Source organism: Pseudomonas sp. 2725 (assembly GCF_050434585.1).
Classification (GTDB): domain Bacteria; phylum Pseudomonadota; class Gammaproteobacteria; order Pseudomonadales; family Pseudomonadaceae; genus Aquipseudomonas; species Aquipseudomonas jessenii.
This window is the reverse complement of record NZ_JBNDIV010000002.1, coordinates 775478-798895: the sequence shown is the minus strand read 5'-3', so window position 1 is coordinate 798895 and position 23418 is coordinate 775478. Positions and strand designations below refer to the sequence as shown.

The following is a 23418-nucleotide window of genomic DNA, read 5'->3' as shown; positions in this document are numbered from 1 at the left end:
GAGATTTGTGAACAACAGATAACCACTGTGGGAGCGAGCTTGCTCGCGATGGCGTCAGATACCGCACCCGATTATTCAGCCTCTTGTCTGAAGAGAGGCAGCCTCAGTATATGGCAGATTTTCAATCAACCCCCGCGGGCTCACCATGGCCCCATGAATACACTCTCGGCGTTTTATCAGCATCTCGGCTTGGCCCTTTCGCTGCTGGTTATCGGCACCTTTGTGCTGGCCGGCATGATCAAGGGGGTGATCGGCCTCGGCCTGCCGACCGTTGCCATGGGCCTGCTCGGTCTGGCTATGGCGCCGACGCAGGCTGCGGCGCTGCTGATCATTCCGGCGACCCTGACCAACATTTGGCAACTGGCATTCGGCGGGCATCTGTCGGCGCTGGCCAAGCGGTTGTGGCCGATGTTGCTGGCGATTTTCATCGGCACCGGGGCAGGCACGCTGTGGGTCGGCATGAGCGGTGGCCATTGGGTGGTGCGGGGGTTGGGCGCGGCATTGTTGCTGTATGCGCTCAGCGGTTTGTTCCTGCCGACTGTGCGCGTGGGGCGGCGCAGCGAACGCTGGCTCGGTCCTCTGTGCGGCGTGCTGACCGGCGTCATCACGTCAGCCACCGGCGTGTTCGTGATTCCGGCGGTGCCCTATCTGCAAGCGCTGGGCTTGAGCAAGGATCAGCTGGTGCAGGCGCTGGGCCTGTCGTTCACCGTCTCGACCCTGGCCCTGGCCGGTGGCTTGCTATGGCGCGGCGCGCTCGGCGGGGGCGAGTTGAGCGCATCGCTGTTGGCGCTGATCCCGGCCATGCTCGGCATGTGGCTGGGACAATCGCTGCGCCAGCGGATCAGCGCCCTGTGGTTCAAGCGCGTGTTCTTCGTTGGCCTGGGGTTGCTCGGCGGCCATTTGCTGATCAGCGGCTAGCGGACGACGGACTGATCATGTCGATGGCGCGGATCTCGAAATCCCGTTCCAGGTATTCATCGCGCTGCGCGAGAAACTGCTTCATGTGCGGCAGGTTCGAGTGCACATCGAGGTGGGCCTGGGATTGCCAGATTTCGTAGAAGATGAACAGGGTCGGGTCCTGTTTGTCGCGCAGCATGTGGTATTCGATGCAACCGGGTTCGGCTCGGCTCGCTTGCACGTAGCCGCTGAAAAACGCTTCAAAGGCGTCGGATTTTTCCGGACGGGTCTTGGCGTGCAGGATGAATCCCTGGATTTCACTCATCTACATCTCTCCTCAAGTCAGAACTGGCGCCAGTCTAAGGCAACAATCGCCTGTTGATTCGTGCTTGTAGGTCAAATGAATTTTGCCAAATCGACGCTTACTCCGCGTGAGGTCGATCGGTACTCTGCCGCCATCCGATTCCCGACCTTCCCGAGACCTCCCATGAAAAAAGTCCTGTTGCTCAATGGCGGCAAAAAATTTGCACACTCCGACGGCCGCTACAACGCCACCCTGCATGAAGCCGCGTTGAGCGTGCTGGATCGCGGCGGTATGGATGTCAAAACCACTTTCATCGACGAGGGCTACGACGTCGCCGAAGAAGTGGCCAAGTTCCTCTGGGCCGACGTGATCATTTACCAGATGCCCGGCTGGTGGATGGGCGCGCCGTGGACCGTGAAAAAGTACGTTGATGAAGTCTTCACCGAAGGCCATGGCAGCCTCTATGCCAGCGACGGTCGCACCCGTTCGGACGCGTCGCAGAAGTACGGCAGCGGCGGCCTGATTCACGACAAGCAATACATGTTGTCGCTGACCTGGAACGCCCCGCAGCAGGCCTTCGACGACCCGACCGATTTCTTCGAAGCCAAAGGCGTGGACGCGGTGTACTTCCCGTTCCACAAGGCCAACGAGTTCCTGGGCATGACCGGTTTGCCGACGTTCCTGTGCGTGGACGTGATGAAACGCCCAAACATCGACGGCGACGTGGCGCGCTATGAGCAGCATTTGGCAGAGGTGTTTGGTCTCAAGGCGTAACTGTCAGCTAGTATCGAAAGCTTGAGTTTGTGTGCGGGCTTTTGTGGCGAGGGGGCTTGTCGGAACGCCGCACCGCCCCGTTCGGCGGCGAAGCCGTCGTAAAATCGATATACGCAGTTTATCTGAACCTGCGTGCGCACCGGTTTTGGGTCCGCTTCGCGCACCAACGGGGGCAAGCCCCCTCGCCACAATGGATTTTCTCTGCACAATAGGGCGGCGCAGGACTATCGATAAGGGACACACGTGAAAGCCAGATCCGATGAGTTGCAGGTTTTCGTCTGCGTGATTGAATGCGGGTCGATTTCTGCGGCGGCCGAGCAGGTCGGGCAAACGCCTTCGGCGGTCAGTCGTACGCTGTCGCGGCTGGAGGCCAAGCTCGACACCACGTTGATCAACCGCACCACGCGGCGCATGGACCTGACCGAAGAGGGCAAGTACTTCTTCGAACACGCCAAGCGGATTCTCGATCAGATGGATGAGCTCGAAGAGCGCCTGTCCTCACGCCAGCAAACGCCGTCCGGGCGTTTGCGCATCAACGCGGCATCACCGTTCATGCTGCACGCCATCGTGCCCTACATCGATGAATTCCGCCGGCTCTACCCCGACATCCAGCTCGAACTCAACAGCAACGATTTGATCATCGACCTGCTGGAGCAGAGTACCGACATCGCCATTCGCATTGGCACCCTGACCGACTCGACGCTGCATGCCCGCTCCCTGGGTTGCAGCCCGCTGCACATCGTCGCCAGCCCGGCGTACCTGGAAAAGCATGGCACACCGCAAGCCGTGGCTGACCTGGCCCACCATACGCTGCTGGGGTTCACCCAGAACGAAGGCCTCAACCAATGGCCGCTGCGTTATGTGCATGGCGATCGCTGGCCGATCCAGGCGTCGATCAGTGCTTCCAGCGGCGAAACCATCCGCCATCTCGCACTGGACGGGCAAGGCATCGCCAGCCTGTCGCATTTCATGACCATCGAAGACATTCGTGCCGGACGCTTGAAGGTGTTGCTGGCCGAGTTCAACAGCGGTTATCGCCAGCCGATCAACGCGGTGTACTACCGCAACTCGCAACTGGCCCTGCGCATTCAGTGCTTCCTTGACTTCATCCAGGGCAAGTTGGCGGATTATGCGAGCGCAGACTTCAAGGGTTGATTCGTGATTGCTGCGCAATGACGAGAGGGGCTGAGCTTGCTTCAGACCGCGTTATCGTTCTTCGCGGGCAAGCCACGCTCCCACAGGTACTGTGTTGTTCGCCCATTTCGTGAATGACACAAAACCTGTGGGAGCGAGCTTGCTCGCGATGGCGTTTGCGCAGGCACAACAACTGGTCGGTCTGACTGCATTTCCGTAACATCCGCACACTCTTTTTCGTCTCTCCCTGTGTGCGGTTCCCAATGAAAGCAAAACGTCTACGTGCCGATGTTCTGGCCGGACTCACCACTTCCTTCGCCCTGTTGCCCGAGTGCATCGCTTTCGCGCTGGTGGCCCATCTCAATCCATTGATGGGGCTCTATGGCGCGTTCATCATCTGCACCCTGACCGCGCTGTTCGGTGGGCGACCGGGCATGGTGTCCGGCGCGGCAGGCTCGATGGCCGTGGTGATCGTCGCGCTGGTGGTGCAACACGGTGTGCAGTATCTGCTGGCCACGGTGTTGCTGGGCGGGTTGATCATGATCGCGTTCGGGCTGCTCAAGCTCGGCAAGCTGGTGCGTATGGTGCCGTACCCGGTGATGCTCGGTTTCGTCAACGGCCTGGCGATCGTCATTGCCCTGGCGCAACTGGAGCACTTCAAGAACGGTGAGGCCTGGTTGAGCGGTACGCCGCTGTACATGATGCTCGGGCTGGTCGCGGTGACCATGGCCGTTGTCTATGTGATGCCGCGCCTGACCCGTACGGTGCCACCGGCGCTGGTGGCGATTCTCGGCGTGGGCCTGGCGGTGTATCTGCTTGGCCTGCCGACCCGCACCCTGGGCGACATGGCGCACATTGCCGGTGGCTTGCCGACGCTGGCGCTGCCGGACATTGCGTGGAACCTGGACACCCTGCGCATCATCGCGCCCTACGCGATCGTGATGGCGCTGGTCGGGTTGCTGGAAACCCTGTTGACCCTGAACCTCACCGACGAATTCACCGAAAGTCGTGGTTACCCGGATCGCGAGTGCGTGGCGCTGGGGGCGGCGAATCTGGTGTCCGGTGCGTTCGGCGGCATGGGCGGGTGCGCCATGATCGGCCAGACCGTGATCAACCTCAGCTCCGGCGGTCGCGGGCGTTTGTCCGGGGTGGTGGCGGGGGTGTCGATCCTGCTGTTCATCCTGTTTCTGTCGCCGCTGATCGAGCGCATTCCGCTGGCCGCGCTGGTGGGGGTGATGTTCGTGGTGTCGCAACAGACCTTCGCCTGGGCTTCGTTGCGGGTGCTGAACAAGGTGCCGTTGAACGACGTGCTGGTGATCATCGCGGTGACGGTGATTACCGTTTTCACCGATCTGGCAATGGCAGTGCTCTGCGGGATCATCATCGCGGCGCTCAATTTCGCCTGGCAGCAGGCCCGGCAGCTGTACGCCGACAGTCATCTGGAAACCGACGGCAGCAAGCTGTACCGGGTGCATGGCACGCTGTTCTTCGCCTCGACCACACCCTTCCTCAATCAGTTCGATCCGGCCAATGACCCGGCGCAAGTGACACTTGATTGTCAGCACCTGAGCTTTGTCGACTACTCGGCCATCGCTGCACTGGGCACCTTGCGCGAGCGCTACACCAAGGCCGGCAAGCACCTGCGGGTGCTGCATTTGTCCGAGCGTTGCAAGAAATTGCTCAAGCGTGCCCGGATGCAGCACGACTGAAATCAAACAGGCAGGCGCGATGAAAATCCGCCTGCCTGATTTTCATTATTTGCGACAACTCATACCTCTGCGCGACACGCCTTACCTCTGCACGAAAATTACTTTCACCTCGTTTGAAAATCACCTTCCGAAATGTTTTAAGAGTTTCACAAATATTTCGACGTGACCCTCTCGAGGAGTACCGCATGACCCTGTCCTTCGGCTATTGGCTGCTGGTGTATGCCGCCATCGCCATCATTGCACTGATCGTTCTGATCGCCCGTTACCGGCTCAACCCGTTCATTGTCATCACCCTGATTTCCATCGGCCTGGCGCTGGTGGCGGGCATGCCGCCGTCCGGTGTGGTGGGGGCGTACGAGGCCGGGGTCGGCAAGACCTTGGGGCACATTGCGCTGGTAGTGGCGTTGGGCACCATGCTCGGCAAGATGATGGCCGAGTCCGGTGGCGCCGAGCAGGTGGCGCGGACCTTGATCGACCGCTTCGGCGAGAAGAACGCGCATTGGGCGATGGTGACCATCGCGTTTCTGGTGGGGTTGCCGCTGTTCTTCGAAGTCGGTTTCGTCTTGCTGGTACCGATTGCCTTTACCGTGGCGCGGCGGGTTGGCGTCTCGATCCTGATGGTCGGCTTGCCGATGGTCGCCGGGCTTTCGGTGGTGCATGCGCTGGTACCGCCGCACCCGGCGGCGATGTTGGCGGTGCAGGTGTATCAGGCGTCGGTGGGGCAGACGTTGATGTACGCGATCCTGATCGGCATTCCGACGGCGATCATCGCAGGTCCCCTGTACGCCAAATTCATCGTGCCGCGCATTCAGTTGCCGGCGGAAAACCCGCTGGAACGCCAGTTCCTGGAGCGTGAGCCGCGCGACAGCCTGCCGGGTTTCGGCATCACCATGGCGACCATCCTGTTGCCGGTGGTGCTGATGCTGATCGGTGGCTGGGCCAATCTGATTTCTACGCCGGGCAGTGGTTTCAATCAGTTCCTGCTGTTCATCGGCAACTCGGTGATCGCGCTGTTGCTGGCCACCTTGTTGAGTTTCTGGACCCTCGGCCTGGCCCAGGGCTTCAACCGTGAATCGATCCTCAAGTTCACCAACGAATGCCTGGCGCCGACTGCGAGCATCACCTTGCTGGTAGGCGCCGGCGGTGGTTTGAACCGGATTCTGGTGGACGCCGGCGTCACCGACCAGATCGTCGGCCTGGCCCACGAATTTCATTTGTCGCCGCTGTTGATGGGCTGGCTGTTTGCCGCGCTGATGCGTATCGCCACCGGTTCTGCCACTGTGGCCATGACCACCGCTTCAGGCGTGGTCGCGCCAGTGGCCATTGGTCTGGGTTATCCCCATCCGGAGTTGCTGGTGCTGGCGACTGGCGCCGGGTCGGTTATCTTTTCCCACGTCAACGACGGTGGTTTCTGGTTGATCAAGGAATACTTCAACATGACAGTGACCCAGACCTTCAAGACCTGGACCGTGCTCGAGACGTTGATCTCGGTCGTCGCCTTCGGCCTGACCGTTGGCCTTTCTTACCTGATTTAGCCGGAGCCACTTGCATGGACATCCTCTACCAGATCCGCGCCCGTCAGGACTCCTTCAGCGCCGGTGAAGGGCGTATCGCCCGCCTGATGCTCGACGACGTAGGATTTGCCGCCTCCGCCAGTCTCGATGAGCTGGCGCTGCGGGCGGAGGTCAGCAGCGCTACGCTGTCGCGGTTCGCCCGTACGGTCGGCTGCAAGGACCTGCGTGACTTGCGCTTGCAACTGGCCCAGGCCAGCGGCGTCGGCAGCCGGTTTCTCGACCCGGCGGGCACGCCCGAGCAGTCGGCGTTCTACGGGCAGATCGTGGGCGACATCGAGTCGACCTTGCGTCAGCACCTGGCCGCGTTCGATGAGTCGCGTTTCGCCGATGCGGTGAAACTGCTGGGCAAGGCGCGCATGATCCACGCTTTCGGCATGGGTGGCTGCTCGACCCTGTGCAGCGATGAACTGCAAGTGCGCCTGGTGCGCCTCGGCTATCCGATTGCGGTGTGCCACGATGCGGTGATGATGCGCGTCACCGCCGCCAGCCTCAGCGCTGAACACGTGGTGATTGTCTGCTCGCTGACCGGGATCACCCCGGAGCTGATTGAAACGGTGGAGCTGGCGCGCAACTATGGCGCAGGCATTCTGGCCATCACCCGGGCAGATTCGCCCCTGGCGCAACTGGCCGACATCGTCCTGCCCCTGCAAAGCGCCGAAACCTCGTTCATCTACAAACCCACGGCAGCGCGCTACGGCATGCTGCTGGCCATCGATGTGCTCGCCACCGAGCTGGCCCTGGCCAATCCTGAAGACAATCAAGAACGTCTGCGGCGGATCAAACTCGCCCTGGACGAATACCGCGGCGGCGACGATCACTTGCCGCTGGGAGACTGACATGCAGTACGACACGCTGATTCGCAACGCCCTGATCATCGACGGCAGCAACAGCCCCGGTTACTCCGCCGACGTGGCCATTTTCAACGGGCGCATCGAGCGTATCGGCGACTTGCGCGATGCCCGTGCCAGCGAGGAAATCGACGCGCAAGGCCATGTGCTGGCGCCGGGTTTCATCGACGTGCACACCCATGACGACACCGTGGTGATTCGTCAGCCGCAGATGCTGCCCAAGCTCAGCCAGGGCGTGACCACGGTCATCGTCGGCAACTGCGGGATCAGTGCCTCGCCAGTGAGCTTGCGCGGCGATCCGCCGGACCCGATGAACCTGCTGGGCACTGCCGCTGCGTTCGTTTATCCGACCTTCCGCGACTACCGCGTGGCCGTCGAAGCGGCGAACACCACGTTGAACGTTGCCGCGCTGGTCGGTCATACGGCGTTGCGCAGCAATCATCTGGACGACCTGTTACGCACCGCCACGGCCGATGAAATCAGCGCCATGCGCGAGCAACTGCGCGAAAGCCTCGAGGCCGGCGCCCTGGGCCTGTCCACCGGCCTTGCCTATGCCAGCGCCTTCTCGGCATCGACCGATGAAGTGATGCAACTGACCGAAGAATTGACCGCGTTCGGGGCGGTCTATACCACCCATTTGCGCAGCGAATTCGAACCGGTGCTGGAGGCCATGGACGAGGCGTACCGTATCGGTCGCCATGCGCAAAGCCCAGTGATCATCTCTCACCTCAAATGCGCCGGCGCCGGTAACTGGGGGCGTAGTCCACAGCTGCTGGCGTCCCTCGAAGAGGCAGCGAAGACCCACCCGGTGGGGTGCGACTGTTATCCCTACGCCGCGAGCTCTTCGACCCTGGACCTCAAGCAGGTGACCGATGCCCACCGCATCACCATCACCTGGTCGACCCCGCATCCGCAGATGGGCGGCCGCGACCTGATGGACATCGCCGCCGAATGGAATCTGCCGTTGCTGGAGGCCGCTCGCCAACTGCAACCGGCCGGTGCGGTGTACTACGGAATGGATGAGGCGGATGTCCGTCGGATCCTCGCGCATCCGCTGTCGATGGTCGGCTCCGACGGCTTGCCGGAAGATCCGTTTCCGCACCCACGCTTGTGGGGCGCATTCCCTCGGGTGCTCGGACATTTCAGCCGCGACGTGGGACTGTTCCCGCTGCACACCGCCGTGCACAAAATGACCGGGCTGTCGGCGGCGCGCTTCGGCTTGAAGGCGCGCGGTGAAATACGCGAAGGCCATTGGGCGGACCTGGTGTTGTTCGACCCGGCGACCATTCGTGATGTCGCCGACTTCAACGACCCACAGCGAGCGGCGGAGGGCATTGAAGGGGTATGGATCAACGGAGTGTTGAGTTTCCGTGATGGCCAGGCCAACGGGCGCAGGGAAGGACGGTTTTTGGCCCGGGAAGGGGATTTGCGCACGGGTTTTCAGTGAGTTTCGAGGACTGCGTCACAGTGATGGCACTTTGAAACTAAAGAATGGCATTTCCGCGCCGAAGGACTGTTATCAAACCCGACAACCTAACGCTGTTCAATCATGTAGGAGCGAGCCTGCTCGCGATGGAGTCAAAGGCGCCGCGTTTAGCCAGTCAAAACGCGTTATCGTTAACGACCATCGCGAGCAGGCTCGCTCCTACAGGGAGCAACCCGATGAGCTTCGGCAAAACAACTCCGATCCTGCGTATTTTCGACGAAGCCAAGGCAGTGGAGTTCTACGTCGATTTCCTGGGGTTCAAGATCGACTGGCAGCATCGATTCGAAGCGAATTACCCGCTGTACCTGCAAATCTCCCGTGGCGAATGTGTGCTGCACTTGTCCGAACACCATGGCGACAGCACACCGGGGTCTGCGCTGCGGATCGAGACGGATGAGCTGGAGAAGTTTCAGCAGCAACTGTTGGCCAAGCAATACAGGTTTTCCCATCCGCAGATTCAGGCCATGCCCTGGGGCAGCCAGGACATGACCATCGCCGACCCGTTCGGCAATCGGTTGGTGTTCACCAACGCGATCAGCCTCTGAGCCTTCAGCTCCTCAGGTTTAAGCCTTCAGCCTTCGTTCGGCACCCGGTGGGTTTGGCGAAACTCGCCGGGCGGCATCCCGCGTCGGCTTTTGAACGTGCGGTGAAACGAGCGGGGTTCGGTGAAACCCAGGTACTGGGCGATGTCCTGGATCGGCAGGGTGCTGTTGAGCAGGTAATGCTCGGCCAGTTCCTGGCGCAGGTCATCGAGGATCTGCTGGTACGACGTACCGGCCTGATGCAGTTGGCGTTGCAGCGTGCGCACTGACACCGCGAGATGCTCGGCCACCTGCTCCTTGCGCGGCAGACCTTCCTTGAGCAATTTTCGCAGGATGCTTTTGACCCGCTGTTCCAGCGAAGCGTCCTCCAGTGTGGCCATCAACCCCTGGGCATGTTCTTCCAGGGTGCGCAGCAATTGCGCATCGGCCTGTCGCAATGGCAACTGCAAATACGGCAATGGGACAATCAGCGCCGAATAAGGCTGGTCGAACAGTACCGGACAGTCGAAGAACTGCTCGTACTGTGCCAGCGTCGTGTCGGCCGGACAGGCATGTTCCAGCCAGACGGCAGCCGGTGACATTTGCGTGTCGGCGATCCAGCGCGCGTATTGCAGCCAGGAACCGAGCACGTTTTCCACCAGGTGTCGGCGAATTCGCGGGCGTTGATGGCGGCATGTCCAGATCAGGTGCACGTCGCTGCCCTGCACCTCGGCGCGGCTGACGCCCATGTCTCCCACCAGCTTCTCGAACGGCATGATGCGGCTCATGGCGTCGCCCAGTGTCGCGCAGTTCATGGTGATGTAACCCAGCACGCTCCAGGAGTTGGGCAACACAAAACGCGCGGCGTTGAGACCGAACAACGCATCGCCCGAGTGTTCGCAGAAATAGTCGAGCAGCCGTTCATGGGCTTCACCTGGCAACCGCAGGCTGTTGTCACTCAACTGCTGTGCCTGCAACCCGGCAGCCGCCAACGCAGGCTCGATGGCCATGCCCAGTTGTTCGGCATGACGCAGGTATTTGAGCAGCGGCGGAACTGAAGTGAAGCCCAGGGATTGCATGATCGTATTCCTTTGATCAAGGCCCGCGTGCGCGGATGAATGCCCTGAAAGGTAATTTGAAACCACGGCTAAAGTAAATGGCTGACGCCTGCGCGACGTTTGACTCAATTGGCTACTCGAACTGGCCGGATGCGACCGTGACACTTTTCGGCGGCTGACTAGTATGGGGGCCTGAAATATCACTGATCAGAACCGCAAAAGGACACACGCATGCGACGCTGGAACGGCTGGGGAGATGCAACCACGGTGGTCGAACTGCCGGCCCAGGGCGCGAGTTTTCTCGCCCAGCGGGTGGGAGACGGTCGAGCGCTGCCCGATGCGACGCTTGAGACAGCATTGGCCCGCGTGCCCCCGTCGCGGTTGCAGCAACACTTCCTGTACAGCGTGGATGCCCATGATCGTTTGCTGCATGCGCGAGGGCAGAGCCTGCCGGACTGGCTGGCGTTGCGTGAAGGCGCGTTGGGGAATTATCCCGACGCCGTGGCCTATCCCGTGAACGCTGAACAGATTCGCCGGTTATTGTTGCTCGCCCATGAACAGGACCTGTGCCTGATTCCTTATGGCGGCGGCACCTCGGTGGCCGGTCACATCAACCCGCCGAGTTCCGCACGGCCGGTGGTGACGGTTTCCCTGGCCCGCATGAATCGCCTGCTGGACCTCGACGAACAGAGCCTGATGGCCACCTTCGGCCCTGGCACCAGCGGACCGCAGGTGGAAAGTCAGTTGCGCGCCCATGGTTACACCCTGGGGCACTTCCCGCAGTCGTGGGAGCTGTCGACCCTGGGTGGTTGGGTCGCCAGCCGCTCCAGTGGCCAGCAGTCGCTGCGCTATGGGCGGATCGAGCAACTGTTCGCCGGCGGGACCCTGGAAACCTTTGCCGGACCTTTGGACATTCCCTCCTTTCCGGCCTCGGCGGCCGGGCCCGATCTGCGCGAGGTGGTGTTGGGCTGTGAGGGCCGCTTCGGGATCATTTCCGAGGTGAAGGTACGGGTCAGTGCTCTGCCCGCCGATGAGCGTTTCTATGGTGTGTTTCTGCCCGATTGGCCCAAGGCGCTGCAAGCCATCCGCCAGTTGGCCCAGGCGCGGGTACCGCTGTCGATGCTGCGTCTGTCCAACGCGGTGGAAACCGAAACCCAGCTGGCGCTGGCCGGTCACCCGCAGCAGATCGCCTGGCTGGAAAAGTACCTGGCCCTGCGCGGCGCCGGTGCGGGCAAATGCCTGCTGACGTTCGGTGTTACCGGCAATCGTCGACAAAATGCGCTGTCCCTGCGTCAGGCCCGGCAGCACCTCAAGGCGTTCGGCGGGGTGTTTACCGGCACCTTGCTCGGCAAGAAGTGGGCGCAGAACCGTTTTCGTTTTCCCTACCTGCGGGAAAACCTGTGGAGCGCCGGTTACGTGGTGGACACCCTGGAAACCGCCACTGACTGGAGCAACGTCGATAACCTGCTCACGCTGATCGAAAACAGCCTGCGCGACGCCTTGGCTGCCGAAGGCGAGCGGGTGCATGTCTTCACCCACCTTTCCCATGTCTATGGCGAAGGATCGAGCATCTACACCACCTATGTGTTTCGCCCGGCGGCCGACTACCCCGCCACCCTGGCGCGCTGGCAGGCGCTCAAGCAGGCGGCCAGCCAGACCATCGTCGACAACCACGGCACCATCAGTCACCAGCATGGCGTGGGCAAGGACCACGCGCCGTACCTGCGGCGGGAGAAGGGCGCGCTGGCGATGGACACCCTGCAGGCACTGAGTCGGCACTTTGATCCGGCCGGGCGACTGAACCCTGGCACGCTGTTGCAGGAGTGACGGCCATGAGCCTGGACTGGAACGCGGCGTGGCGACAGCGAGTGCTGCCGACGCTGGCGGATGAAACCTGGGACCTGATCGTCATCGGTGGCGGCATCAGCGGCGCCGGTATCCTGCGCGAAGCCGCGCGCCGAGAGTGGCGTTGCCTGCTGTTGGAGCAGCGCGATTTCGCCTGGGGCACCTCCAGCCGCTCCTCGAAAATGGTCCATGGCGGCTTGCGCTACATCGCCAAGGGCCAGTGGCGCCTGACCCGCGACTCAGTCCGCGAACGCCAGCGCCTGCTCGACGAGGCGCCGGGGCTGGTGGAGCCGATGAGTTTCATGATGCCGCATTACCGTGGCGGTTTTCCCGGACCGCGGGTGCTGGGTGGTTTGCTGTCCATCTATGACGCATTGGCCGGGCGACGCAGCCATCACTTCCATGACGCGCAACAACTGCGTTATCTGGCGCCCGGGGTGAAGGAAGATGACCTGCTGGGCGGCACCTGTTTTGTCGATGCGCTGACCGATGATGCCCGTCTGGTGATGCGTGTATTGGGCGAGGCCCGGGCCGATGGCGCCGTGGTGCTCAACGGCGTGCGCGTACAGCAATTGCTGCGTGAAGAGGGGCGCGTTTGCGGGGTTCAGGTCGAAGACTGCGAAGGGGGCGGGTTACTGACATTGCGTTGTGGTGCGCTGGCCGTGGCCACCGGCGCGTGGGCCGAGCGCTTGCGCCTGCCCGATGCCCCTCGCCAGTTGCGGCCGTTGCGTGGCAGTCATTTGCTGTTGCCGGGCTGGCGCCTGCCAGTGGCGCAAGCCTTCACCTTTCTGCACGAGCGCGACCGTCGACCGGTGTTCGTTTTCCCTTGGGAGGGTGCCACGGTGGTCGGCACCACGGACCTCGATCATCACGGCGATCTGGACCAGAGCGCGAGCATCAGCTTTGATGAGCTCGACTATCTGCTGGCGGCCTGCAGCCAACAGTTCCCCCAGGCCGAGGTGGTCGCCGCCGATGTGCTGTCGACCTGGTCGGGCGTGCGCCCGGTGGTGGGCAGTGCGGCGGGTGAGCATCAAGACAAGCCGTCGAATGAAACCCGTGAGCATGTGCTGTGGCAGGAGCCTGGTTGCGTGACCCTGGCCGGCGGCAAGCTGACCACCTTTCGCCCGCAGGCGATTGAAGTACTCAAGGCCTGCGCAACCATGCTCGATCGTCCGTTCGTTGATGACGCCGCACCGGTGTTTGCCGTCGTGCCGCCGCTGGCGATCCCTGGGCTCAGCGTCAGCCAGTGGCGACGACTGGCCGGGCGGCATGGCCGTGACCTGCCGAGGCTGGCGCAACTGATCGCGGAACTCGGCCACGACACCGTCGGCGGCACTGACACCTTGTGGGCGGAGCTGGCCGTTGCCTGCGATGGGGAAATGGTCTTGCACCTGGATGACCTGTTGCTGCGCCGAACCCGCCTGGGCCTGTTGCTGCCGCGCGGTGGCGAGGATTACTTCGCTGCCATTCGCCAACTCTGCCAACCGCGACTGGGTTGGGACGATGAGCATTGGCAGCAGGAATTACAGCGTTATCGGGCGTTGTGGCAACGCCATCATGGTTTGCCGGATGCCGCGCATTGATGCCCATTGAAGAGAGCTCCATGGATAACCACCCGAACAAGCGTTACCTGTTGGCCATCGACAATGGCACCCAGAGCGTGCGCGCGCTGCTCTTCGACCTGCAGGGCAATCTGCTGGGCAAAGGCAAGGTCGAGTTGCAGGCCTATTATTCGACTCAACCCGGCTGGGCCGAACAGGACCCGGAGTATTACTGGGCAAAACTGGGTGAGGCCTGCCAGCAGTTGTGGCAGCAAACCGGCATCGATCGCTCACAGATCGCCGGTGTATCCCTGACCACCCAGCGCGGCACGGTGATCAACGTCGATGCCCAGGGCAAGGCGCTGCGCCCGGCGATCCTGTGGCTCGATCAACGCCAGGCCGAAGTCAAGGGCGGCATCAAGGGACCGTGGGGCTGGCTGTTCAAACTGGTCGGCGCGCAAGCCACAGTGGACTACTTTCGCGCCCAGGCCGAGGCCAACTGGATCGCCCGCCACCAGCCTGAGGTCTGGGCGGCGACCGACAAGTTTTTGCTGCTCTCGGGGTTTCTCACCCATCGCCTGTGTGGGCGCTTTGTCGATTCGGTGGGCTGTTGCGTCGGTTACCTGCCGTTCGACTTCAAGCGCTTGCGCTGGGCCGCCCCCGCCGACTGGAAATGGCAGGCGCTGGCGGTGCGTCCCGAACAACTTCCGAGCCTGCACAAGCCCGGTGAAACCCTCGGCTACATCAGCGCCGAGGCCAGCCGCCACACCGGCATTCCCGAGGGGCTGCCGCTGATCGCCGCAGGTGCCGACAAGGCCTGCGAAGTCGTGGGTTCCGGCGTCGTCGACCCAGGCACCGTGTGCCTTTCCTACGGCACCACGGCGACGATCACCAGCACCCGGTCGCGCTACCTGGAAATCGTTCCGTTGATTCCGCCTTACCCGTCTGCGGTACCGGATCAATACAACTGCGAGGTGATGATTTATCGCGGCTACTGGATGGTCAGCTGGTTCAAGAACGAGTTCGGTCTGCGGGAAATGCAGCAGGCCAAAGCCCAGGGTGTGGAGCCCGAGCAACTCTTCGATGCGCTGGTCGACGCCGTGCCGCCGGGCTCCATGGGGTTGATGCTGCAACCCTACTGGTCGCCCGGTATCCGCGAGCCGGGTGTCGAAGCCAAGGGCGCGATGATCGGCTTCGGCGACGTGCATACCCGCGCACACATTTACCGGGCGATCCTCGAAGGTCTGGCGTATGCCTTGCGTCAGGGCATGGAGAAGATCGAGAAACGTTCGAGGGTCTCCATCACGCGCTTGCGCGTCGCCGGAGGTGGCTCCCAGAGTGATGCCGCGATGCAACTTACGGCGAACATTTTCGGCCTGCCGGCCGAGCGTCCGCATGTCTATGAAGCGTCCGGCCTGGGCGCGGCCATTTGCTGCGCGGTGGGGCTGGGGCTGCACGCGGATTTCCCCACGGCGATGGCCGCCATGACCCGGGTCGGTGCGGTATTCATGCCGCAACCCGAGGCGCAGCAGATCTATGAGCGACTGTACAAAGAGGTCTACCTGCGCATGTATCGACAGCTCAAGCCGCTGTACCAGAGCATCCGCAAAATTACCGGTTACCCCGCTTAGGAAAACACCCGGGAACCCTGTGGGAGCGAGCTTGCTCGCGATAGCGGTGTGTCAGTCAAAGTAACTGTTGGCTGACCCACCGCTATCGCGAGCAGGCTCACTCCTACAATGTCCGGGGGTGATTTCATGTCACCTCATGTGGCGCTATCGGAGACCTTTTCTGGTGAGATTGGACAGTGTCAGGGGCAGGGTCGGTTGTTAGGCTCAACCCCCACAGCACATCCAATAAGAACCAAGCAATGAAGCTGACATTCCTCCTGTTGCTGCTTTGTGCAACGGCCCCCACAGCCTGGGGCTGGTCGAACCATACGGTGGGCAGCTACCTGGCGTTGCAGGATTTGCCGGCCTTGCGTGATGCACCGCAGGTCGAAGTCGAGCCGCTGGAACAGTTTCTTTCGCAGCAATACCAGGCCGTGAGTGCGCTGCTCGATGAGCAGGAGCGCTTCGCCCGCGAGCACTTCGCCCAATACCCGCCGCGCCCCGACAACCTGCGATTGCCCGTCGTGCCTGGGGACAATCTGCGCCACGACTTCCTCACCGCACTGCGCATCAACCCCGGGATTCATCTGGCGATGGTCATCCAGCCGATGCCGGGCAAGGATCTGCCCGAGCGTGAACACCTCAAGGCCGAACAAGTCATGGTGCAACAGACGCTTTCACCGTGGAATCGCCAGCGCTTCATCGTTGTCGCGGACCACGAACAAGTCGCGCCCCTGGCCGTGTTGGCCAGCGCCGCCGATGAGCCGGATTACGGCCACGACATCAACCTGTTCAGTGACAACCCCGGCGAAGTCGGCGCGTTGTACGGCTTCGGCCCGCAGCCTTTCGGCGACGCCCGGTTTCAGTACAGCTCCCAGGCGCCGTTCCATATGGGCTTCTTCCATGAAAGCCCGGTGGTGTACGCCGCTGCCGGGTTTCTTCAGCGCAGCTGGCCGGACTGGCGCGCCTACCAGTACATGGGTTTGGCGCGACTGGCGTTTGCCACTGGCCATTCTTATTGGGGCTATCGATTTCTCGGTTGGGGCCTGCACCACGTTCAGGATCTGACCCAGCCTTATCACGCCAAGCCGCTGCCCGGTGTCGAACTGGCGAGCCTGCTGGTGCTGGAAGGCAAGGCCCTGGCCGGCTTCGATGCGGACAAACATGCCGCCATCGAACGGGTCGCCACCCGACACATGGAAGTGGAGAAGTATCAGTCGACCTGGCTTCGTCGCCTGCTGCGCGCCGGCCATGCACACCCGATGCTCGACGCTTATACCGACTCTGCACAGGACGGCCGTTATCCGCCGTACTCGGTGGACTACCTGCGTGAAGTGGTGAGTGCCGAGTCCGTCGACGAATCCGCGGCGTTTGATGAAGCCATCGGCCAGTGGTTGGACACGGCACCGATCACCAGCGATTTCAGCAGCGCTAATCAGCTGCAGCGCGAAGACTTCGACCATCCGGCACTCAACCGGCAGCTATTCAAACTGCTGGGAAATTTCGGCGCCCACAGCCGGATTTACGCCCGTGCGGGATTGGCGCCATAGCCATCGCAGCCACATTTTCAGAACACAAAAACAATAAAACCAGGGAAAGAGGAACGGATCATGAGCACTCGATTTCGCCTGTCTGGCGCGGCGCTTCCCGGCGTGGGCCTGGCAGGGCTGCTGCAACTGTGCGCGGTCGACGGCGTGCAGGCCAAGGAGTTCAGCGTGCTGGACAACCAGATCACCGGTTCATTCGACAGTACCTTGTCCTATGGCCGCTTGTGGCGGGTCCAGGGCCGGGACAAAAACAACGACGACGTCAACACCAACGACGGCAATCGCAACTTCGACACCGGGCTGGTTTCCGAGGTGTACAAGATCACCTCGGAGCTCGAGGCCAACTATCAGAACTACGGGATGTTCGTGCGCGGCACCGCGTTCTATGACACCCAATTGATGGACAAGCGCAACGATTACTACCGTAACAACAACCCGTCGCAACCCAGTCAGAGTTTCCCGCAGGACGACCACTTTACTGACCAGACCCGCGATATCGCCGGCAGCCGGGTGGAGATGCTCGATGCCTACCTATATGGCAACTGGGACGTTGCGCAGATGCCAGTCACGGCCCGTGTCGGGCGCCAGGTGTTCAACTGGGGTGAGGGGATTTTCTACCGTGGCGGGGTCAACACCACCAACCCGGTGGACGCGGCCAAATACCGTTTGCCCGGGGCCGAAGTCAAGGAAGTGCTGGTGCCGGTGGAAGCGCTGAGCTTCAACATCGGCCTGACCGACAGCCTGACCATGGAAAGCTTTTACCAGACGAACTGGAAGGAAACCCGCATCGACCCGGTCGGCACGTTCTACTCGCAGACGGACCTGTTCGCCGACGGCGGCAACACCGCCTACAACAACTTTACCGGTACCGCCCTGGACACCCCGGTGCCTGGCTTCGGCAACGTGATCGATCTGTACAGCGCGCTGGGCAACAACCCGCTGCTCAGCCAGGCCCTGAGCACCACCGGCCTGTACGCCAACGGGGTCACCCCGGCCTTTGGCAACACCGTCAAAGTGGCCTCGGTCGGCAAGGATTACAACGCGCGCAACGACGGCCAGTTCGGTTTCGCTTTTCGCTACATCGTAGAAGAGCTCAACAGCACCGAGTTCGGGTTGTACATGGTCAACTACCACGCCAAGGAACCGACCATTTCCGCCGATCTGGGTGGGTACAAGGGCATCGACATGAACGCCCTGACCAACCTGTTGGCCGGTGTTGCCGGCAGCCAGGCGGGGCAACTGGCCAACGGCCTGGCGACCATGGATGTGCTGGGCAATATTCAGGCGCATCGGCGCTACGCCGAAGACATCCGCATGTACGGCTTCAGTTTCAACACCACCCTGGGCCAGGCGTCGGTTTTCGGTGAAGTGGCCTATCGGCCGAACCTGCCCATCGGGGTCGCCGCCACCAACGACCTGATCGGCGACCTGGCCAACGGCGCCGCCGCAGCGGCAGGCGGCCAGACCATCAACATCGGCGGGCAGCAGGTCACGCTCGACAGCCAGATCAATAACGCCGAGCGGGTGGAAGCGTTCAACGCGTCCATGGGCACCATTTACAACTTTGGCCCGAGCCTGTCATTCGACTCGATGTTCGGCGTATTCGAGCTGGCGTCCGAGCACCTGCGTGGCAGCAGCCTGCAATACACCGCTTATGACGGCAGTACCCGTTACTACGCTGGCACCGGTAACTTTTCCTATGTGTCCGGCGGCGAACGCAGCGATCAGGTCAACCGCAACTCCTACAGCTACACCGCGATGCTCAACGGCACCTGGAACGACGTGTATGCCGGGGTCAACGTCTCGCCTTATGTCGTCTACAAGGATGACTTCAAGGGCAACAGCTACCAGGCGGGCAACATCATCGAGGGCCGCAAGGCCTACACCCTGGGGATCAAGGCCAACTACCAGAACAAGCTGGAGGCCGAGCTGCAATACACCGAGTTCTACGGCGGTGGGCAGGACAACGGCCTGCGTGACCGCGACAACGTCGGCTTCAACCTCAAGTACTTCCTTTGATTGCTACACGCAGACCCATTGTGGGAGCGGGCTTGCTCGCGAAAGCGGTGTATCAGGCGACATCTGTGCTGGATGTGCCGCCCTCTTCGCGAGCAAGCCCGCTCCCACAGGTTTTTGTATTTCGGAGAACGTCCATGTTTGACCTTCCACAACTGACCAAGACCACGCTGGCGCTGCTCCTGAGCCTGGCCGCCGGCAACGCGCTGGCCGCGATCTCGCCCCAGCAGGCCGAGCAATTGAAGACCACGCTGACGCCGCTGGGGGCCGAGCGTGCCGGCAATGCGGCCGGGACCATTCCGGCCTGGAACGGCGGCATCACCCAGGCACCGGCGGGCTACAAGCCGGGCCAGCATCACCTGGACCCGTATGCGGCGGACAAGCCCCTGTTCACCATCACCAAGGCCAACCTTGAACAGTACAAGGCCCACCTCAGCCCAGGTCAGATCGCACTGTTCAACAGCTACCCCGACACCTTCCAGATGCCGGTCTATCCCTCTCGCCGCTCGGGCGCGGCGCCGCAGTGGCTGTATGACAACACCTTGAAAAACGCGACCTCGGCCAAGCTGCTCGATGGCGGCACCGGTTTTGACGATGCCTATGGCGGTGTGCCGTTCCCGGTGCCCAAGGATGGCATCGAGGTGCTGTGGAACCACATCACCCGTTATCGCGGCATCTATGTGGTCCGTCGTGCCTCCGAAGCGCCGGTACAACGCAACGGCAGCTTCGCGCTCGTGACCTCGCAGCAGGAGGGGCTCTTCAACTATTACCGCCCGAGCGGGCAGTTTGCCGACCTGAAAAACATCCTGTTCTACTACCTGGCGTTCGTGAAGAGCCCGGCCCGTCTGGCGGGCGGTGCGGCATTGGTTCACGAGACCCTGGACCAGCTCAAGGACCCGCGTCAGGCCTGGGTCTACGACGCGGGCCAGCGCCGTGTGCGCCGGGCGCCGAACCTCGCGTATGACACCCCGATCGCCTCATCCGACGGCCTGCGCACGGCGGACGATACGGACCTGTTCAACGGCTCGCCAGACCGCTACGACTGGAAGCTCAAGGGCAAGCAAGAGGTCTACATTCCCTATAACAATTACAAAGTCGGCAGCCCTGAGGTGAAGTACGAGCAGTTGCTCACACCGGGCCACCTCAACCCGCAATTCACCCGTTATGAGCTGCATCGGGTCTGGGTGGTCGAAGGCACGCTCAAGCCGGGCGCGCGGCATATCTATTCCAAGCGCGTGCTGTTTCTGGACGAGGACAGTTGGGGCGCCGCATTGGTGGATCAATATGACGGGCGTGGGGAGTTGTGGCGGGTGTCGATGGCCTACCTGAAAAACTTCTACGACCTGCCCACCACCTGGAGTGCGCTGGACGTATTCCATGACTTGCAGGCGCGTCGTTACTACGTGCAGAACCTGGATAACGAAGAGCCGGGCACAGTGGACTTCGCCCAACCGGTGCCCGAAGACGCGTACTTCATGCCGTCGGCATTGCGCCAGCGCGGGACGCGGTAAGCCGCGCAGCACACCCTTTCAGATGCGGTCTGTGAGAACGCAATCGCGAGCAAGCTCGCTCCCACAGGGTGTTGGGTCGTTCACAGAGTCTGTGTTCGACTCTCTACCTGTGGGAGCGGGCTTGCCCGCGAATGGGCCTTTCAATCACTGACGGTGTACGGTCAGACGCGGAAGTGGCTCACCATCTGCTGCAATTGACCACCCAACCGCGCCAGTTCAATGCTGGACTTGGCGGTCTCATCGCTCGCCGCAGCAGTCTGCTCGGACACATCGCGCACGTTGATGATGCTGCGGCTGATCTCTTCGGCCACGGCACTTTGCTGTTCGGCAGCGGCGGCGATCTGCTGGTTCATCGACTGGATGTTGGACACCGTGCGGGTGATGTTCTCCAGTGACTCGCCGGCCTTGCGGGTCAGGGCCACGCTGCTGTCGGTGAGGACGCGGCTGTTGTTCATCACGGCGGACACTTGTTGCGTGCCGTTCTGCAGACCGGCCACCAGGCCTTCGATTTCCTCGGTGGATTTCTGCGTGCGCTGGGCCAGGCCGCGGACCTCGTCGGCCACCACCGCAAAACCACGACCGGCTTCACCGGCACGGGCTGCTTCGATGGCGGCATTGAGTGCCAGCAGGTTGGTTTGTTCGGCGACGGCCTTGATCACGTCCATGACGCTGCCGATCTTGTCGCTTTCCTGTTGCAGCACGCTCATGGCTTCGGTGGAGCGCACCACTTCGCTGGCCAGGCGCTCGATCTGGGCGATGGCTTCGTTGACCACTTTGTCGCCTTCACGGGCTTCGCCGTCCGCCGCTGCAGCGGCTTGCGAGGCTTCTTCGGCGTTGCGCGCGACTTCTTGCACGGTGGCGGTCATCTCGTGCATGGCGGTTGCGACCTGATCGGTCTCGACTTTCTGGCTGTTGACCCCGGCACTGGTCTGCTCGGTCACGGCCGACAGCTCTTCGGCGGCGCTGGCGATCTGGGTCACGCCGTCGCGGATGCCACTGATCAAGTCGCGCAGGGTTACGCCCATACGAGCGATGCCTTGTTGCAAGACGCCAAGTTCGTCGCGACGGGTGACCAGCACATTGTGGGACAGGTCACCGCTGGCGATGCGATCGACCACCGCCAGGGTTTCGCGCAATGGGCGAGTGATCTGGCGAGTGATGACCACGGCGGCAATGACGCCCACCAGCAGTGCCAGCAACGTGCTGATCAGTTGCAGGGTACGGGCCTGGGCACTTTCGGCATCACGGCGGTCGAGCTGGATCTGGTACAGCTGATCGCTCTGGGACACGATGGCGGCGCCCTGTTCGGTCATTTCCTTGCGCGCCTGCACCGCGTCATTGCTGGCGGCCTTGTAGGTCTGCAAGGCGCTGCGGTAGTTGCCCAGCGCGGTTTCCAGCTGACGCAAGGCGTCTTGTTGGGAATCGGCGAAATGCACGTTCAGCGGTTTCAGGCTGGCGATGGCGGCGTCCAGTTGACCGACGGCTTTTTGCTCGGTCTCGGCATTGGTACTGGCGGTGTAGCCGCGCACTTCGTAGCGCGCCAGCAGGAACGCTTCCTTGGCAGCCGTTATGGCCTGGAACTGTTCGAAGCGCTGGTCGCTCAACGGCATTTGCTGCACGCGGGTATTGATGTCATTGATCAGCGTGTTGGCGGTTTCGGCGCTGGCGCTCATGGCATCACGGGCGCTGTTGCCGGCGCGATAGGCGCTGCGCATCTTGCCCAGGGACGTTCTGTAGGCGTCGATGACGGCGCCTTGCTCTCGCAGCAGCTTGAGGTTTTCCGGGCTCTTGAACTTCGCCAGCAGGGCTTGCTGCTGGGCCGAGAAGGCGTCGAGGGTGGTCTGCACATTCTGCGCGGCGGTTTCGTCGCCGTTGGTCAGCATGTATTGCAGGCGAACCACGCGCAGCTTGGTCAGGCCGGCGTTGAGCTGGGTGATGTCGCTCATCCAGTTGCTGCGGTCGATCAACCCGCCCAGGCTGGTCCAGCCGGTCAGGGCCAGGACGCAGGTCAGTGCCAGGACCAGGCCAAACCCCAGGCCCAGTTTCAGGTTCACGCTGATGTTGCCGAACCAGCTATTCATCTCATTCCTCCAGGAACTTGGTACTTCTTTATCGTCGGTTGGCTGGAAGATTGTTTTTTTTGGAAGCCGCCAAGCGGTGTAAGCAGGATGTATCGGCAGCAATCCCGGGAGCTGAAAGGTTTTTTCCACACGGTTCTGTAACAAGACTTTTACAGCGCCTTTAAGCTTTTTTTCACATGGGTTTCACCAGCCACCGACGCGGGTTTCCTTAACCTGCCCGTATCTGATGAGGTAGTGCTTGCTGGCGAGGCGGTTTGATGTGGAATTAAGACTGAGTTTTTTTGGGGTAAAACGCTCGATCGATCTGAACCGCTTCGCCCGTTATCGCAACGCTGCGGTGGTGTTGGTCTCGGCGTTGCTGGTGATCCCGTTGGTGCTGTTCTTGCTGCGACCTGCTGCCGTTGCGGACCTGGCTCACGGCAATGTGAGCGGTGCACAGGCGTTGATGACCGGGTGGGCCAAGGGCGACCTGATCGTTCTGGTGCGCCACGTCGAGCGCTGCGATCACTCCACGGCGCCTTGCCTGGTTGGCAACGATGGCATTACCGAGCGCTCGCGCAGTGTCGCCATGGGTGTCGGTGCGCATTTCCAGAACCTGGGCCTGGACAAGGCCGATATCTACAACAGCCCGATCCTGCGTACGGCGCAGACCGCCAACTTCATGTTCAACAAGGTCGGCACGGGCGAAGACTGGCTGATCGGTTGTAGGGGCACCATGCTGCGCGACGCATTGGCGCACAAGGTGGCCGGACGTAATCTGATTCTGGTGACCCACAGCGAATGCATGGACCAACTGGAAAAAGACCTCCATGTGCCGACGTCGACCCTGGGTTACGGTGCTTCTTTGTTTATCTCCGCCGAAACGCCGCAGGCTCCGCGCATGCTTGGCTTTATCGAAGCATCGGATTGGCCGACGGTGACGACCCGTTGAATTTCACCATCCCTTTGAATCAGGACTGAGC

General features: G+C 61.9%; 18 protein-coding genes and 1 pseudogene. 15 read left to right on the top strand and 4 right to left on the bottom strand.

Annotated features, from left to right (window positions below; genetic code table 11):
• Nucleotides 1–153 precede the first annotated feature (153 nt).
• A complete protein-coding gene (locus ABIE16_RS07850) occupies nt 154–918 on the top strand; it encodes a sulfite exporter TauE/SafE family protein (RefSeq protein ID WP_429520825.1) in 765 nt (254 codons plus the stop codon).
• Here the strand turns inward: ABIE16_RS07850 and ABIE16_RS07845 are convergent.
• Nucleotides 908–1222: a putative quinol monooxygenase gene (locus ABIE16_RS07845; protein ID WP_218494846.1), complete on the bottom strand. Its 315-nt coding sequence runs from the start codon at nt 1220–1222 to the stop codon at nt 908–910. The two genes, ABIE16_RS07850 and ABIE16_RS07845, sit on opposite strands and share 11 nt — an antisense overlap.
• Before the next feature lie 162 nt (nt 1223–1384).
• On the opposite strand from ABIE16_RS07845, the gene ABIE16_RS07840 reads away from it, so the two are divergent.
• The 7 genes from ABIE16_RS07840 (at nt 1385) to ABIE16_RS07810 (ending at nt 9271) form a co-directional block, all read left to right on the top strand.
• The gene (locus tag ABIE16_RS07840; RefSeq protein WP_429520824.1) at nt 1385–1975 is read left to right on the top strand and encodes an NAD(P)H-dependent oxidoreductase; all 591 of its coding nucleotides are present in this window, start codon (nt 1385–1387) and stop codon (nt 1973–1975) included.
• 243 nt (nt 1976–2218) lie between these two features.
• The gene (locus ABIE16_RS07835; RefSeq protein ID WP_150754292.1) at nt 2219–3130 is read left to right on the top strand and encodes a LysR family transcriptional regulator; all 912 of its coding nucleotides are present in this window, start codon (nt 2219–2221) and stop codon (nt 3128–3130) included.
• Nucleotides 3131–3372: 242 nt separating this feature from the next.
• Nucleotides 3373–4818, top strand: coding sequence for a SulP family inorganic anion transporter (locus tag ABIE16_RS07830; protein WP_057716510.1), 1446 nt, complete (start codon nt 3373–3375; stop codon nt 4816–4818).
• Nucleotides 4819–5003: 185 nt separating this feature from the next.
• Nucleotides 5004–6353, top strand: a complete 1350-nt coding sequence (locus ABIE16_RS07825) for a gluconate:H+ symporter (protein WP_008047545.1) — start codon at nt 5004–5006, stop codon at nt 6351–6353.
• 14 nt (nt 6354–6367) lie between these two features.
• Complete coding sequence (locus ABIE16_RS07820; protein WP_218494849.1) at nt 6368–7228, top strand: MurR/RpiR family transcriptional regulator; 861 nt, start codon at nt 6368–6370, stop codon at nt 7226–7228.
• Between the two features lies 1 nt (nt 7229).
• Nucleotides 7230–8687 carry a D-aminoacylase gene (locus tag ABIE16_RS07815; protein ID WP_429520823.1) on the top strand — a complete coding sequence of 486 codons (1458 nt, stop codon included), beginning with the start codon at nt 7230–7232 and terminating at the stop codon, nt 8685–8687.
• A gap of 215 nt (nt 8688–8902) precedes the next feature.
• A complete protein-coding gene (locus ABIE16_RS07810) occupies nt 8903–9271 on the top strand; it encodes a glyoxalase superfamily protein (protein ID WP_154910464.1) in 369 nt (122 codons plus the stop codon).
• 26 nt (nt 9272–9297) lie between these two features.
• Here ABIE16_RS07810 and ABIE16_RS07805 read toward each other — a convergent pair whose 3' ends face one another.
• Complete coding sequence (locus ABIE16_RS07805; RefSeq protein ID WP_057716506.1) at nt 9298–10326, bottom strand: AraC family transcriptional regulator; 1029 nt, start codon at nt 10324–10326, stop codon at nt 9298–9300.
• A 210-nt stretch (nt 10327–10536) separates the two neighbouring features.
• Here ABIE16_RS07805 and ABIE16_RS07800 point away from each other — a divergent pair, with 210 nt between their 5' ends.
• From ABIE16_RS07800 to ABIE16_RS07775, 6 genes are all read left to right on the top strand, one after another.
• Entirely contained in the window at nt 10537–12132 is a 1596-nt protein-coding gene (locus ABIE16_RS07800; RefSeq protein ID WP_429520822.1) for an FAD-binding oxidoreductase, read from the top strand.
• Between the two features lie 5 nt (nt 12133–12137).
• Nucleotides 12138–13733 carry a glycerol-3-phosphate dehydrogenase/oxidase gene (locus tag ABIE16_RS07795; protein WP_429520821.1) on the top strand — a complete coding sequence of 532 codons (1596 nt, stop codon included), beginning with the start codon at nt 12138–12140 and terminating at the stop codon, nt 13731–13733.
• Between the two features lie 20 nt (nt 13734–13753).
• Entirely contained in the window at nt 13754–15322 is a 1569-nt protein-coding gene (locus ABIE16_RS07790; RefSeq protein WP_349733791.1) for an FGGY-family carbohydrate kinase, read from the top strand.
• Between the two features lie 239 nt (nt 15323–15561).
• Nucleotides 15562–16851 carry a phospholipase gene (locus ABIE16_RS07785; protein WP_429520820.1) on the top strand — a complete coding sequence of 430 codons (1290 nt, stop codon included), beginning with the start codon at nt 15562–15564 and terminating at the stop codon, nt 16849–16851.
• A 60-nt stretch (nt 16852–16911) separates the two neighbouring features.
• Nucleotides 16912–18867 (top strand): DUF1302 domain-containing protein, encoded by a 1956-nt coding sequence (locus tag ABIE16_RS07780; RefSeq protein WP_349733787.1) that lies wholly within the window; start codon nt 16912–16914, stop codon nt 18865–18867.
• Between the two features lie 134 nt (nt 18868–19001).
• Nucleotides 19002–20375, top strand: a complete 1374-nt coding sequence (locus tag ABIE16_RS07775; RefSeq protein ID WP_429520819.1) for a DUF1329 domain-containing protein — start codon at nt 19002–19004, stop codon at nt 20373–20375.
• Between the two features lie 161 nt (nt 20376–20536).
• Here the strand turns inward: ABIE16_RS07775 and ABIE16_RS07770 are convergent, their stop codons facing one another.
• Complete coding sequence (locus tag ABIE16_RS07770; RefSeq protein WP_429520837.1) at nt 20537–21241, bottom strand: methyl-accepting chemotaxis protein; 705 nt, start codon at nt 21239–21241, stop codon at nt 20537–20539.
• A gap of 201 nt (nt 21242–21442) precedes the next feature.
• Nucleotides 21443–22321 (bottom strand): annotated as a pseudogene (locus ABIE16_RS07765) (methyl-accepting chemotaxis protein); the annotation flags it as partial.
• Nucleotides 22322–22715: 394 nt separating this feature from the next.
• Between ABIE16_RS07765 and ABIE16_RS07760 the strand changes: the two are divergent.
• Nucleotides 22716–23387, top strand: a complete 672-nt coding sequence (locus tag ABIE16_RS07760) for a histidine phosphatase family protein (RefSeq protein WP_429520818.1) — start codon at nt 22716–22718, stop codon at nt 23385–23387.
• Nucleotides 23388–23418 lie beyond the last annotated feature (31 nt).